At 45.5% G+C, this 15674-nt stretch carries 11 protein-coding genes; 3 read left to right on the forward strand and 8 right to left on the reverse strand.

Annotation, left to right across the window (positions count from 1 at the left end; all coding sequences use genetic code 11):
- Positions 1–40 precede the first annotated feature (40 nt).
- From A6E01_RS12045 to A6E01_RS12060, 4 genes are all read right to left on the reverse strand, one after another.
- Positions 41–1477 carry an ATP-binding cassette domain-containing protein gene (locus tag A6E01_RS12045; RefSeq protein WP_065210283.1) on the reverse strand — a complete coding sequence of 479 codons (1437 nt, stop codon included), beginning with the start codon at positions 1475–1477 and terminating at the stop codon, positions 41–43.
- 129 nt (positions 1478–1606) lie between these two features.
- Entirely contained in the window at positions 1607–5485 is a 3879-nt protein-coding gene (gene pulA / locus A6E01_RS12050) for a pullulanase-type alpha-1,6-glucosidase (RefSeq protein ID WP_017027338.1), read from the reverse strand.
- 373 nt (positions 5486–5858) lie between these two features.
- Positions 5859–7496, reverse strand: a complete 1638-nt coding sequence (groL, locus tag A6E01_RS12055; RefSeq protein WP_065210284.1) for a chaperonin GroEL — start codon at positions 7494–7496, stop codon at positions 5859–5861.
- A 55-nt stretch (positions 7497–7551) separates the two neighbouring features.
- A complete protein-coding gene (locus tag A6E01_RS12060; protein WP_017027336.1) occupies positions 7552–7842 on the reverse strand; it encodes a co-chaperone GroES in 291 nt (96 codons plus the stop codon).
- A 227-nt stretch (positions 7843–8069) separates the two neighbouring features.
- Between A6E01_RS12060 and A6E01_RS12065 the strand changes: the two genes are divergently transcribed.
- On the forward strand, positions 8070–9425 hold the full coding sequence (locus A6E01_RS12065) for an MATE family efflux transporter (RefSeq protein WP_065210285.1): 1356 nt from the start codon (positions 8070–8072) through the stop codon (positions 9423–9425).
- A gap of 34 nt (positions 9426–9459) precedes the next feature.
- On the opposite strand, the gene cysE is transcribed toward A6E01_RS12065, so the two are convergent.
- The 4 genes from cysE to A6E01_RS12085 form a co-directional block, all read right to left on the reverse strand.
- Positions 9460–10281 carry a serine O-acetyltransferase gene (gene cysE / locus A6E01_RS12070; protein WP_017027334.1) on the reverse strand — a complete coding sequence of 274 codons (822 nt, stop codon included), beginning with the start codon at positions 10279–10281 and terminating at the stop codon, positions 9460–9462.
- A 23-nt stretch (positions 10282–10304) separates the two neighbouring features.
- Positions 10305–11330, reverse strand: coding sequence for an NAD(P)H-dependent glycerol-3-phosphate dehydrogenase (gene gpsA, locus A6E01_RS12075; RefSeq protein WP_017027333.1), 1026 nt, complete (start codon positions 11328–11330; stop codon positions 10305–10307).
- A 171-nt stretch (positions 11331–11501) separates the two neighbouring features.
- Complete coding sequence (secB, locus tag A6E01_RS12080; protein WP_017027332.1) at positions 11502–11978, reverse strand: protein-export chaperone SecB; 477 nt, start codon at positions 11976–11978, stop codon at positions 11502–11504.
- Positions 11979–12044: 66 nt separating this feature from the next.
- A complete protein-coding gene (locus A6E01_RS12085) occupies positions 12045–12515 on the reverse strand; it encodes a rhodanese-like domain-containing protein (protein ID WP_017027331.1) in 471 nt (156 codons plus the stop codon).
- A 356-nt stretch (positions 12516–12871) separates the two neighbouring features.
- Between A6E01_RS12085 and gpmM the strand changes: the two genes are divergently transcribed.
- Positions 12872–14410 (forward strand): 2,3-bisphosphoglycerate-independent phosphoglycerate mutase, encoded by a 1539-nt coding sequence (gpmM, locus tag A6E01_RS12090; RefSeq protein WP_017027330.1) that lies wholly within the window; start codon positions 12872–12874, stop codon positions 14408–14410.
- 66 nt (positions 14411–14476) lie between these two features.
- Positions 14477–15637: a murein hydrolase activator EnvC family protein gene (locus A6E01_RS12095; RefSeq protein WP_017027329.1), complete on the forward strand. Its 1161-nt coding sequence runs from the start codon at positions 14477–14479 to the stop codon at positions 15635–15637.
- Positions 15638–15674: the final 37 nt, after the last annotated feature.

Genomic DNA, 15674 nt, shown 5'->3' on the forward strand with positions numbered 1-15674 from the left:
AAAGTTTGACCTAGAGCACACATTTATCAGCTTCAATGCCCTAACTAATGACCAATCGATGACCTTCTGCCTGAGGTTCAAAATCAATGAAGTGCTCAATGGCCTCTAATGCATCTTCAGCATAATGAGTCACATACAATAACTGACTCAGGTTTGTTTTCGCGATTCTGTTCAACACAAACAAAACTAGCTTTCGATTGATGTAGTCGAGGCCTTGATAGGGCTCATCGAGTACTAATAATGCCGGTTGTTTTATCAAGGCTCGACCGATCAAGAGTAAACGTTGTTGCCCATAATCTAGGCTCTTAAAACCGATTTTCTCAAACTCACTCATCTCTAATACTTTGAGCCACTGCTGGGCGACTTGTATCTGCTTTTTACTCGGCTGCTCATACAGGCCAATACTGTCAAAGAAACCAGAAAGCAGAACATCGAGAGCGCTACAATTAACTCGATACTGCAAATGCAGCGCCGACGAGACAATACCGATTTGTTTCTTTATATCCCAAATACTCTCACCTGAGCCTCGCTTCATCCCTAACACAGTGATGTCGTTGCTGTAGCATTGAGGGTGGTCTCCCATGATCAATCCCAGCAAGGTACTCTTTCCGCATCCATTAGGACCCCGTATTTGCCAATGCTGACCTACCTTAGCCTGCCAAGTGAAGTCTTTAAAAATAAGGCCATCAAGGTACTCTACCTTAACGTTTTTCATGTCCACTAATGGATCTGGTAATGACTGCTGCTGGTGATATGACTCCATCAACTCATACACCCCTCCGCTCTTCTGCAGTGAGAGCTTCTTTATGTGCTGTTTTATCGGATGGTTATGCCAATCGTCTAGGGTCATCGTTTGAGTTAGGGATTGGTGATCAAATAGCGCTACATGGGTAATACATTCGGGTAATTCATCTTCACGAGAAGTGATAACAATCAATTGCATCTGCTTCGCACACTCATTGAGTAATTGACTCAACGCGAGCCGATGCTCAATATCCAAACCTGAATAGGGTTCATCCAATATCAGAAGTTGCGGCTTAGTCACTAGCGCTCTTGCGAGCATCACACGTCTGGTTTCACCGGTCGACAACTGACGGAACTGACGTTGACGCAGTGAGCCAAGATCGGTCTTTTGTATAATCTCTTCCAGCTCAGTTTGAGAGCAGCCCATCTCAAGAATAAGCTGTTCTACTGCTGTTCCATAATCGATGCTGTCTTGAAAGTCGGTTTCATCTTTGGCTATCTCTTCTTCAAGCAGGCGTTGCTGATGTAACAAAGAGACGCAGGCAATGGGCTGTGGGACATTGGAAATACTGCCAGAAGTGGGCTGTAGTTCGCCGCTAAGCAGCTGAACAATCAAGGCCGAACACTGACTTTGTGAAGAGAATATCCCCCAGTGTTGCCCCTGCTCTATGTGCCAATCTGATACAGATAGCTCAGCCATGCCATGTTTGTGTTTCAGTTTATCTATGCGCATCATTCGTCCCTAACTGCCTGAATAAAAACAGTGTGCAAGAAAAATAAGCGGATGACTAGCCCACGCTTAGATATAAAAAAAGCGCCACTCAAAAGAGTGACGCTCTACAAGAAAAGCCGATACTTTGCGTTATAGCTGGCTAATCATTACCTTTTTCTGCAAGAAGTCGAACGCGACTTGATAAGAGCCTGTTGCCTCTGGAGTAAATGCAACATTGCCTCCCATCTCAAAGATTGGCAAAGAATCCGCATCAGCAGACACATCGGCAAATCCATGCTCACACTGCCCCCAGTCACCGCAAGTCAATTTGAACTGATAGGCCTCCCCTGCAGTAAGCTCTCCGGTAGTGAACAGCACTAGACCATCTTGCTCACCAAAGGTCATCTTACGTTCCTCTGAATGGTCCCAATCACCAGAGATTGAGCCAGGAATGTACCACTCTTTACCCGCATAAGACTCGACCAGTCTTGCATCGAGAACAACTGGATTCGCCGTATCGTTCGCATCTAGTGCAAACTCATACATACCAATCTCAGTAAAGTTAGATGGACAGTCTTGACCGTCACAGCCCATTGCACTGTTCCAATCTCCAAGAGTGAACTTGTAGCCAGTATCTGCACTCAACCCTAGTTTTACACTGTATACACCAGCTGTCGCATAAGGTGCTTCGATACCAGCAGGATCCCATACCGCTTCGCCAAAGGCACCCGCGATGTAAACGGTTGATGCGCCAAAGGGTGGTAGGTCTTGATCTTTCTCAGCGATGGGTAAGCCCGCACCTTGCGCGCCATACTGAGGCTGAACAAACACAGCGGTTGTCAGTGCAGGTACAGAGAAAGTCCCTTCCGAGAAAGAGGCATCTCGTACGATGTAGTCCGCAGAGTTAGCTTGAACCTCATGCAGCTGGAAGCCAGTGGCATTATCAATCTCGAAGCTTTGTTCTTCCGCTGTCGCATTGATCATCACAACCACTGCATCAAGGTTAGGATCAAGGTCTTTACCCGCATAGAAGCCATCATCAATAGACATAATGATGAGACCTTGTGTTTGTTCTTCACCCACATTGCGGAAATCGACGCGCTTCATGACTTCTTGTTTCGAGTTAAGACGGAACAAGTCACTTGAACTGCGAATCTTCAACAATTCAAGAAATTGCTGTTTGGCCAATTCAATGTCTTGAGTATCAGGTTCGTTAGTTGTGTCTGCAATGATGTCAGAGATTAATGCCCAGTTAGCACCATCTTTGTCTTCACGAGGTAGACCTACATTCCAGTTGTTATCAGAGCCATCAAACTTCACTCGGTTAAACCAATCGCCAGAGTCATAAGAGTCTCGCTGCATTGACTTAGAACGCAGCAGCTCAGAGCCCATATGGATAAATGGAATACCTTGCCCCATCATCACAGTAGAGATACCCACTGTTTGCATACGAGCACGTTCGTCTGAGTTGATTCCCGTCGCCGTTTTATAAGCATTGTTGTCCCAGAAGGTTTGGTTATCATGCTTAGAAACGTACGAGATGTTCTCTGAAGGGTACTCTGTATAGCCTGCAGGTGCGCCGTTGTAATCAATACCTTTGCCGTTCTTGGTAGCGCCAGTGTAATCAACCATAACGTAGTCTGCTAAGTTACCCGCCATCCCCAAGCGCACAAGGTCTTGATTGTGCAGTAGGTTGTTGGTTTCTTCTTCACTCATATCGCGACGCTCATTTGGATAAGCCGCATTGGCAAAGCCTTGGTTCTTACGCAGACCTGTACCATCGCCATCAAATGGGCTACCACCACGTACCGCATCACGCAGGCGATCAGAGAAGGTACCGATTTGTGTCCCCGCCATGTTCAATTGCGTTGCCTGAGTAAAGCGAGCGTTATTGGATACTTCACCAAAGTCCCAGCCCTCGCCGTAGAATAAGATATCAGGACGAACCTTACGTACCTCTTCTAGCGCTTCAACCATAAGCTCTTTTGGCTGATGTCCCATCAAATCAAAACGGAAGCCGTCAACGTTATAGTCTTCAGCCCACGTCACTAATGAGTCAATCATTAGCTTACCCATCATGCGGTTTTCAGTAGCCGTATTGTCACAACAGGTAGAGGTTTCTACGCCACCGGTGTTTACATTTAGACGGTGGTAATATCCAGGAACAATCTTATCCAGCACTGATTTTTCATTGGTTCCTGAAGCATTGGTGTGGTTGTAGACCACATCCATAATAAGCTTAAGGTCCATCTCATGAGTCGCTTTCACCATCTCACGGAACTCAACGATTCGTGCCGTGCCTTCAGCATTAGTTGCGTAGCTACCTTCTGGCACTGTGTAGTGGAATGGGTCATAACCCCAGTTAAAGCTGTCTAGATCACGCAAGTCATTCATTAATAACTGCGCCTGGCCCGTTGTAGGATCATAGCCTTGCAACACGCTTTCAAGGGTTTGAGATGAGTCTTCTGTACCACACACTACTGCGCTCGGTCTTACCGTACAAAGCTCTCCTACCGTATCGTTGATATCTACAGTTTCAGCTTCATTGACCGTAGCAATATCAAAGGCAGGTAAGATATGCAGCGTGGTTAAGCCAGCACCTTGCAGTTCTTTTAGGTGGCTGACTGACTCGCGTTCAGCTTCTGTAAGCGCTAGGTATTTGCCATTAAGTTGCTGACTGCCTTGTGTATCACTAAAGCTAAAGTCTCTTAGGTGTGATTCATACAAGACATGATACTCATCCAAATACTGACCATCCTCTCCAACAGGAGTTTCGGGTCTTTCGTAGTTGTCCCAACCTTTAGGTTTCAGTTTTTTATCTTTCTTAAGGTCAACGACTTGAGAATAAGTAGAATTAGTAGAAACACTCAACGAGTAAGGGTCGGTCACCATCACAGTTTCAATCTGCTTGGTGGTTGGATGGTAAACGGTAACCTCATAGCGGTAGTACTTACCGACAACACCATTCACTCGCTCAGATTCCCAAACACCTGTTTGTGGATTCTCAACCAACTGAACACGCTTAGTCTGCTTTTTGACCTTATTATAGATATGCAAGGTCACGTTTTGCGCCGTAGGAGCCCAAAGCTTGAATTCCGTTCTTGAGCCATTGACGATGGCACCCAGCTCTGCAGAAATGGCATTACCTGCATCTTCGTTTACGAATACGTCATCTAACACACCCGCTTTTTGTACTTCAGTCGCAGCCATGACTTTATCTTGACTATCGTAAGCGACTAATACGATCTGACTTTTAAGGATACGAGCCAACTCTTGATCATCAACATCAATGTCTGTTGCTGTCATGCCACTCAAATGAGGAAAGCGTTGCTGTAGTTCAGAGCTAAGGTCACCGGTAATGGTCAGATCATGAGGTTGCCCACCAGTGATCTCGTTGCTTTCTTCATCTAATTTAATGTCATTGGTAGGAGAAAACCTAAGTTCGACGCGAGAAGCACTTGCGGCATCCTCCCAAGCAATGGTCTCTTTATCTAACCAGTGGGCTTTTTGGCCATCAATGGCAATTGGACGTTCAGCGGTAGGCTCATAGTAAAGCTGGCTAGATCCGTGGAAGCCAAAAATACTGCGGCTATCATCAAGCTGAGTTAACTGTGCTTTGTGGTTTGCGCTGCCAAAGGCTTTCTCATCGCCCTTATGCAAAATGAAGTTCATGCACTCATGAGGATCGCTAGCATTCATGTCGACTTTAAAAATGTAGTAAGCGCCATAAGTTTGGTTAAAGCCGTCTGCTAGATAGGGTTCATCCCAACTGGTCCCCGTTGAGTTAATGCCCATTGCCTCTAAATCAGTGCTGGTACAGCCTTCGCCATTCCAAAGGTGCATACCCCAATCTTGGTACTCTCCCTCATCGGCAGTTCCTCGATTGTAATAGACCACAACCTCGTCTTCAGATGGTACGTACAAGTCTGAAGCAAAAGCGGCGTTAGTTTGCGCATGCCCCATCAAAAGAATTGACGTCACTAACATCGGCATCGTTGCCTTCGCCAGTGTATTTATTTTGAACTCCATAATCCCTTCCACTAGTTAATAAAAACATTAGACCGAAGACGACTCCTTACTACTCTTCGTCATTTGGTCGAACAACATAGTAGAAACAATCGATAACTACAGAGTGTGATCGATACTTTAAAAGTTCTTTATAAACAGATAGATAAGAATAACTGCAGTAAGTATCACGGATTGCATATCTACAAAACCGCGTCAGGATCATGATTTGTACGCTGAGCTTCTACTCCTAAAATTAAACAGTACTACGCCACTAAACTACGCCTTTTCATAAATATTTTGTATGAATCGAAAAGAAATCCTAAATGACCAAAATTAAAGCAAAAAAAAACGAGAGCCGAAGCTCTCGTTTTCTATTTATCGGTGTTTGATGTAATTACATCATGCCAGGCATGCCGCCCATTCCACCCATATCAGGCATTGCCGGAGCATCGCCTTGTGGCTTATCCGTTACCATAGCTTCAGTGGTGATCATCAGACCCGCTACAGAAGCTGCAAACTGAAGTGCGCTACGAGTTACTTTCGTTGGATCAAGAATACCCATCGCTAGCATGTCGCCGTATTCGCCAGTGGCTGCGTTGTAGCCGTAGCTACCTTCGCCTGCTTTAACGTTGTTCGCCACTACAGAGTCTTCGTCACCTGCGTTCTTAGTGATTTGACGAATTGGAGATTCCATCGCACGTAGAGCAACGCGGATACCTACGTTCTGCTCTTCGTTGTCACCAGTAAGCTCAGTTAGCTTAGAGGCTACGCGGATAAGTGCTACACCACCGCCTGCTACAACGCCTTCTTCAACCGCAGCGCGAGTTGCATGAAGTGCATCTTCAACGCGGTCTTTCTTCTCTTTCATTTCAACTTCAGTTGCAGCGCCAACTTTGATTACTGCAACACCGCCTGCTAGCTTAGCAACACGCTCTTGAAGTTTTTCTTTATCGTAGTCAGAAGTTGCATCTTCTACTTGTTGACGAATTTGACCAACGCGAGCGTTGATAGCCACTTCATCACCAGCACCGTCGATGATGGTTGAGTTTTCTTTAGTGATAGTCACGCGCTTAGCTTGACCAAGGTCTTCTAGCGTTACTTTCTCTAGATCTAGGCCGATTTCTTCAGAAATCACAGTACCGCCAGTTAGGATAGCGATGTCTTGAAGCATAGCTTTACGACGGTCACCAAAACCAGGTGCCTTAACTGCGGCTACTTTAACGATGCCACGCATGTTGTTTACAACAAGTGTTGCAAGCGCTTCACCTTCAACATCTTCAGCAATGATAAGTAGAGGACGAGATGCCTTAGCAACTGCTTCTAGTGTTGGAAGTAGCTCACGAATGTTTGATACTTTCTTATCGATAAGAAGAATGAATGGGCTTTCTAGGTCTACGCTACCCGCTTCTTGGTTGTTGATGAAGTAAGGAGATAGGTAACCGCGATCGAACTGCATACCTTCAACTACGTCTAGCTCGTCTTGAAGAGCCTGACCTTCTTCAACAGTGATAACACCATCACGGCCTACTTTTTCCATCGCTTCAGCAATGATGTTACCTACAGTCACATCAGAGTTTGCAGAGATAGTACCTACCTGAGCGATAGCTTTAGTATCAGCACAAGGTTGAGATAGGTTCTTAAGCTCTTCAACTGCAGCAATCACTGCTTTGTCGATACCACGCTTAAGATCCATTGGGTTCATACCAGCAGCGACAGCCTTAAGACCTTCAGTGATGATAGATTGAGCCAGTACTGTTGCAGTGGTTGTACCGTCACCCGCAGCATCGTTTGCTTGAGATGCTACTTCTTTAACCATTTGCGCGCCCATGTTTTGGAACTTGTCTTCAAGTTCAATTTCACGAGCAACAGATACACCATCTTTAGTGATAGTTGGTGCACCAAAAGATTTGTCTAGAACTACGTTACGGCCTTTAGGGCCTAGCGTAACTTTTACTGCGTCAGCTAGAACGTTGACACCTTCTAGCATTTTGATTCGTGCGTCGTTACCAAATTTAACGTCTTTAGCAGCCATTTTTATATTCCTTTCTAAATTCTATTTTTTACTTGTTGATTCAGATAATGGTTACTTATTCAACAATCGCCATGATGTCGTTTTCAGACATGATAAGCACTTCTTTGCCATCAATCTTTTCAGTCTTAGTGCCGTAACCTTCAGCGAAGATCACTGTGTCACCAACTTGAACGTCTAGAGGTTGAACGCTGCCATTCTCTAGGATGCGACCCTTACCGACAGCTAGGATTTTACCGCGAGTAGATTTCTCAGCAGCAGAACCAGTTAGTACGATGCCGCCAGCAGATTTTGATTCAACTTCTTGACGCTCAACGATAACTCGATCATGTAATGGACGAATATTCATCGATTGATTCTCCTAATGTGTTTTTCCAACGAATGATAAAATGCCGTTTCTTGGCTAGTGAAGAATATGTTGGGGGCAATCCCTATGATCCCAAGGGTGGGAGGCGAGTTTTTTACAAAAACTTCATATAAGTGTGCACTTAGTTTGCTTAGGTAGAATCTTGCTTCTCTGGTTGAATGTCTTGTAACAATGTATTCTTAACGCCCAACCAGAACGACAGAGTTTCCATGCAAGATAAACACGGCCTTTTAACTGCTCCTATCAACAAGGTTTTGCGTGAAATGACGCTACCTATGGTGCTGGGTATTGTAGCTATCTTGATGTTTAACCTGGTTGATACCTTCTTTATCTCCCTGCTGGGAACCGAGGCGCTCGCGGCCATCAGCTTCACCTTTCCCGTTACCTTTGCCATGAACTGCATCACTATGGGTATTGGCATGGGATTATCGACTCACGTAGGTCGCTTTTTAGGTCAAAACCAACCTGAGCAAGCTGCTCGCTTTTCCAGTCATGGCATATTGCTCGCTATCGTCCTTGTCAGTATTGCTTCATTTATTGGACTGCAGACTATAGACCCACTATTTACTCTATTAGGTGCAGAGCCTCAACTGCTGCCATTGATAGATCAATACATGTTTGTCTGGTACCTAACAGTGCCACTTTTGGTGATACCAATGAGTGGCAATGCAGCTATTAGGGCCTGTGGTGATACTAAGACTCCTGCCAAGATTATGATTGGCGCTGGCGTGGTCAACGGCATATTAGACCCCTTGCTGATATTTGGTATTGGTCCCTTCCCTGAGTTGGGTATCCAAGGTGCCGCCATTGCCAGTGGCATCAGCTGGCTCGCCGCATTGATAGGCGCTTTTTATTTTCTGGTTGTTCGCGTGAAGTTGCTCGCTAAGCCTAAGCCAACGCAACTACTTAGCGATTGGAAAAGTATTCTTCAAATCGGCACTCCTGCTGCTTTGTCTAACGCACTAAATCCATTAAGTGCCGCTATTTTGATGATGATACTTGCGAGCCATGGCACCGCTGCAGTGGCGGCGTATGGCGCGGCACAACGTATAGAGTCATTGCTGTTGATCGTATTAATGGCTCTTACCTCTGTGCTCATTCCGTTTATGGCGCAAAACCTAGGGGCAAATAATCATGAGCGCAGCTTCAAAGCGCTGTTCATGTGCATGCGCTTTTCAATCCTATTTCAATTGCTCATCTTCATTATGATGGTGCCACTTAGCGTTCCTTTCGCCAGTCTATTTAGCCAAGAAGAGAGTGTGCGTCATTTGTTGTGGCTGTACTTAGTCTGCGTGCCAATTAGCTACGGATTTCAAGGGATCATCATGTTGCTGGTGAGTAGCTTAAATGCGATGCACAAGCCTATGCTAGCGTTTGTTTGGAGTTGCTTACGCTTGTTCGTCTTCACCCTGCCATGTGCTTGGCTGGGCAGCCAATGGCTGGGTATTACAGGGTTATTTGTGGGAGTCGCACTGGGCAATGTGTTAGGGGGGATTTTCGGATATCTGTATGCACTGATGCTTCGTCGTGACACCCTAAACGAAATAAGCTCAACCGTAGGCTGAGCTTATTGTTAACGTATCGCTGTGGTGCTGAAAGCTAGATACCGTCACCACCAATAAAGCTCTGAGAGCGACCATTAAAATTTTGGTCCATATCTTCTGAAGGCTTATCGGATTTAGGCTTACCGGTCACTTTTGCTGGCACGCCCGCCACAGTAGTATGTGGGGCTACAGGTTGCAGTACCACCGAGCACGAGCCAATCTTAGCACCCTCACCCACCTCAATATTACCCAGTACCTTAGCACCCGCGCCAATCATTACCCCTTCACGAATTTTCGGGTGACGATCGCCGCTTTCTTTACCCGTACCGCCTAAGGTGACATCCTGCAAAATTGAGACATCATCATCGACAACTGCCGTCTCGCCTATAACGATGCCCGTTGCGTGATCGAGCATGATGGCTTTACCAATTTTGGCCGCAGGGTGAATATCCACTTGGCAAGCCACCGAGATCTGATTCTGCAAATACGTGGCTAGAGCCTTTCTGCCTTGCTTCCACAGCCAGTTGGCAATGCGATAGCCTTGCAGTGCATGATAACCCTTCAAGTACAGCAGTGGTGCGGAATACATGGCGACAGCAGGGTCGCGGTTTACCGTTGCGCAGATATCGCAAGCCGCTGAATCCGTAATGCTAGGATCGGCGGCAAGCGCCTCCTCAATTACATCTCGAACACCCATGGCAGGCATGGATGCTGTCTTCAGTTTATTGGCGAGAATATAGCTGAGCGCTGCCGCAAAGCTATCGTGATTTATGATGGTAGCGTGATAAAAACTGGCCAACATTGGCTCTTGTTCAGCTTGTTCTCTAGCCTCTTTAACGATGCATTCCCACACCGAATTAGATTCACACTTGTCCATCAAAAAATCCTTTGTAATTAATGTTATCGTTCTGCTTTCTTGTCACGAGCCAGTAGGTCTTGAGCCGCTTCTCTGGCATCTTTATCTTGATAAAGCACCTGATAGATTTGGTCGACAATTGGCATTTCAACCCCTTCACGACCCGCAAGCATCCACACTTCTTTAGTGTTTCGGTAGCCCTCTACAACCTGACCAATCTCTTGTTGAGCGGTATCTACGTCTTGGCCTTTACCTAACGCTAGTCCAAAACGACGATTTCGCGACTGATTATCGGTACATGTCAGAACCAAATCACCCAGTCCCGCCATCCCCATAAAGGTCTCAGGCTTAGCACCAAGAGCGGCACCTAGGCGCGTCATCTCAGCAAGACCACGAGTGATCAATGCAGTGCGAGCATTAGCACCAAAACCAATACCATCAGACATACCCGCGCCGATAGCAATAACGTTTTTCACCGCTCCGCCCAGTTGCATACCAATGAAGTCATCATTGGCGTATACACGGAATGATTTGCTACAGTGGATCTTCTCTTGAAGTTCAGTGGCAAAGCTTGGGTCAGATGAAGCTACCGCAATAGCGGTTGGCATACCCATAGCAAGCTCTTTAGCAAACGTAGGGCCAGACAACACAGCTAATGGATAATCATTGCCTAGCTTATCTTGAGCGACATCTTTTAATAGACGACCCGTTTCTGGCTCTAGGCCTTTGGTTGCCCAGCAAATTCGGCTGTCGGCTTTTAGATACGGTTTTAGGCTATCAAGCACAATACCAAACACATGGCTTGGCACGACCACCAACATATCGCGGCTCGCTGCGACCGCTTTCTCAAGGTCACACTCAACAATCAACGAATCAGGAAAAGGAATGTCTGGCAGGAACTCTTTGTTCATTCTGTCAGATTGAAGCTGCTGCATGTGCTCTTTTTCATGACCCCAGATGACAACCTTAGCGCCATTACGGGCTAGAGAGATCGCAAGTGAGGTGCCATAAGAACCTGCACCAATTACCGTCATTGATACATCTTTTAGGTCACAATTTGATGCTGCCATATTTCAATCCATTCATGCGTTATAGAAGGTCTAGTAGCTTTATCTTGGAAAGGCTACTGATCTTGAAAGATAGTATAAATAAAAAATGCACAGCGCATCAGATAATGAGATGCAGTGTGCACTTTTATTTGCCGATAAATTCAATCAATGAAGATTGAGTTTGTCGCTTGATTAAGCGTCAGCTTGTGGCTGTTGCTCTGCCTGCTGTTGGCTCTGTAGGTAGTTCATGAACAATGCGTCAAAGTTAACTGGCGCAAGGTTCAGTTGAGGGAACGTACCCTTAACTACTAGGCTTGAGATAGTTTCACGAGCGTATGGGAATAGGATGTTAGGGCAGAATGCACCTAGGCAATGCGCTAGTTGGCCTTGCTCCATTTTCTCAGCAGAGAAGATACCCGCTTGTTGAATTTCACATAGGAAAGCTGTTTCGTCAGCATTCTTAACTGTCACAGTAAGACGAAGAACAACTTCGTATACGCCTTCACCTAGTTGAGCACTTTTAGTGTCTAGGTCAAGGTTAACATCCGGTTGCCACTCTTTCTGGAACATAGAAGGAGAGCTTGGTGCTTCGAAAGAAAGGTCTTTCAAGAAGATGCGTTGGATAGTGAAGTTCTGTTGTGGAGCCTGAGTTGCTGCTGCATCAGTCATTATTTTTATTCCTTAAAATTTGTCTATTTCTGTGATGGACACGAATTATCGCATCCAATCATTACATTATTCAGTCAGCGCTTTCTGCTTTTTCTTGCGTGGCTCTTTTTTAGCGCGCACTAGAGGCAGATTTGCATCGCTCCAAGAAGTTAAGCCGTGTTTCAGCACGAAAACTTTTTCAAAGCCAGCTTTCGCTAGCAGGTTTGCATTGTCGACAGCAGTTTGACCTGTCTTACATACAACAATGATTGGGTCGCTTTTCTTGTTTTCAAGCGATCCAAAAGAACCGTCTTTGATCTCTGAAGGCAAAATGTGAACTGAGTCAGTAATATGCCCTTTTTTGAACTCATCCTTGGTACGAACATCCACAACCACGCCGTTTTCACGGTTGATTAGTAGCGTCATAGCCTGAGTATCAACTTCTTTATACCCTGCAGTAGAAGACTTGATGATATTCATCACTAAGGCCACGATAAGACCAGCCCAAACTACAGACAGAATCATGTTCTGCTGAACGAAATCGAAAATTTCTTGCATCGTCGGATACTCTTTTTTAATTCATAAAGCCAAAATTTTAACGCGCAGTATACCATCACAGACGCAGGATGCGAGAAAGAGCCTAAGGTGATCGCTTTTTAAAAAGGAAACCTAGATCACGAATACGGCACTATTCACTCAAAGGTTCTAATATTGAAACCTGAATGCAACCTAAATGATCGTAAATCCAAACCTTTTTTGAAATTTAGTTACTCATATTGTATAAATTTCAATCTTACTGCCCAATTCAAAGCCGAGATCGATAAATTAATTTGATCTTAAACGCCTTCAATTAGGGTATTCTGTAGTAAAATTACGCTAATTAAAGCTACTGAAAATTAAAACGAGGCCAAACTATGTCAGCTAAGAAGCCTATGGCTCTAGTGATCCTTGACGGTTACGGATACCGCGAAGATAAACAAGACAACGCAATCGCAAACGCAAAGACTCCAATCCTTGACGGTCTAATTGCAAACCAACCAAACACTCTAATCTCTGCTTCAGGCATGGATGTTGGTCTACCAGACGGCCAAATGGGTAACTCTGAAGTGGGTCACACCAACATCGGTGCTGGTCGCGTTGTATACCAAGACCTGACTCGTATCACTAAGTCTATTGCAGACAAAGAGTTCCAACAAAACGAAACGCTTGCGAACGCAATGGACAAGGCTATCAAGTCTGGTAACGCTGTTCACATCATGGGTCTTATGTCTCCAGGTGGCGTACACAGCCACGAAGACCATATCTACGCAGCAGTAGAAATGGCAGCTGAGCGCGGCGCAGAAAAAATCTATCTACACTGCTTCCTAGACGGACGCGATACTCCACCTCGCTCTGCTGAAGGTTCTCTACAACGTTTCCAAGAGCTGTTCGCTAAACTTGGTAAAGGCCGCGTAGCCTCTCTAGTAGGTCGCTACTACGCAATGGATCGTGATAACAACTGGGATCGCGTTCAACAAGCTTACGAATTGCTAACTGAAGCTAAGTCAGAATTCACTTTTGACAGCGCTGTAGCAGGTCTAGAAGCGGCTTACGCTCGTGACGAAAACGATGAGTTCGTTAAACCAACTCAACTTAAAACTGACTCTGAAGAATCAGCAGCGATCGTTGATGGCGATGCAGTTATCTTCATGAACTACCGTGCTGACCGTGCGCGCGAAATCACTCGTAGCTTCGTGTCTGACTTTGATGGCTTTGCACGCAACGTATTCCCATCTGTAGACTTTGTTATGCTGACTCAATACGCAGCTGACATCCCTCTACTTTGCGCATTCCCACCAGCGTCTCTAGAGAACACGTACGGAGAGTGGCTATCTAAAGAAGGTAAAACTCAGTTACGTATCTCTGAAACTGAGAAATACGCACACGTTACTTTCTTCTTCAATGGCGGTATTGAAAGCGAGTTTGATGGTGAAGAACGTCAACTAGTGGCTTCTCCTAAAGTAGCCACTTACGACCTACAACCTGAAATGAGCGCACCTGAGCTAACTGACAAGCTAGTTGCTGCTATCAAGTCTGGTAAATACGACGCTATCGTTTGTAACTACCCTAACTGTGACATGGTTGGTCACACTGGCGTATACGATGCAGCAGTTAAAGCAAGTGAAGCACTAGACGAATGCCTAGGTCGCGTTGTTGATGCAATCAACGAAGTTGACGGTCAAATGCTAATCACAGCTGACCACGGTAACGCAGAAATGATGGTGAACCCTGAAACAGGTGGCATCCACACTGCACACACCAACTTACCTGTTCCTCTTATCTACGTTGGCGGTAAAGACCTAGAGTTCAAAGAAAACGGTAAGCTATCTGACTTAGCGCCAACTATGCTTAAGCTATCAGATATGGAAATCCCAGCCGAGATGTCTGGTCAGGTTATCGTAAATCTGAAATAATCTTTGCTATCAAATCTTTGCCACGGTGTATGCTGTGGCAAAGAAAGCCAAGATTAAAGATTTAGGATGAATCTAATTCCTCAAAAGCCAAAGCTATTGAATAGAAAAAACGTCAGTGCCGTGTGTGCTGGCGTTTTGTTATGTCTATCATCTTCGATATTTGTCTCGACTCCTGCCTCAGCTAGCACTGAAGAGCTAAAGGGAGTAAAGGGAGAAATCACTCGCCAGCAGAAAAGCCTTTCTCAGCAACAGAAAGAACTCGATAAGCTACAAAAGCAGCTGAAAAGCGACGAGCTTTCCATTGCCAACGCGAGTAAAAACCTAGCGCAAACTCGTACTTCATTAAAACGCTCCGAAGCCAATCTCAAGGCATATGATCAGCAGCATCAAGAACTGTTAGAAAAGACTCAAGCTCAAGCTGCTGCGTTGCAGAAGCTGGTTAAGTCGTACTATATGATGCACACCAATGCCAAGATCGAGAGCTTCTTGAGTCATGAAAGCACTCAGGATAAAGATCGTATTAGTCAGTATTATCAGCACTTGGCAAAGCAACGTGCCGAAGTCATCACTGAGCTGCAACAAACGAACGCCAAGCTAGAGCAAAAGAATCTTCAGCTGATTGCCGAACAGCAACAAATAGAGACGCTGCTTGCTCAGCAGTCAGATCAGTTAAATAAACAACGCTCTTCACAAACTAGCCGAAAATCAACCGTCGCTAAAATCAAGCGTGGCATTGCTGGAGATAGCGCTTACCTTAATGAACTAAAACGCAATGAAGCGAGGCTGAAAGCTGAGATAGCAAAAGCCGCTAAGCGTAACTCAGTCCCAATGGATGGATTAGCCAAACAGAAAGGTCGTCTTCCTTGGCCAGTTAAGGGCTCGGTATTACACAGCTATGGCAGCAAACAAAGTGGCCAAGTCAATTGGAAGGGCATGGTAATCAATGCTCAGTATGAGCAACCGGTTAAAGCCGTTTATCCTGGCACCGTCGTATTTGCCGACTACTTACGTGGTTATGGCTTAGTGCTATTGTTGGATCATGGTAAGGGCGATATGACCCTATACGGATACAACCAAGTACTGACCAAGAAAGAAGGCGATAAAGTCACCTCCGGTGAAACCATCGCTCTTGCCGGTGATACCGGTGGACAATCTCGCTCTTCCGTCTATTTCGAGTTGAGGCGTAACAGTCAAACTCAGAACCCTCGTTCTTGGTTGACTCGCTAGAAACAAAAAACGCCAGCTAGTTAGCTGGCGTTTTTTG

The organism is Vibrio breoganii (assembly GCF_001677275.1).
GTDB classification, from domain to species: domain Bacteria; phylum Pseudomonadota; class Gammaproteobacteria; order Enterobacterales; family Vibrionaceae; genus Vibrio; species Vibrio breoganii.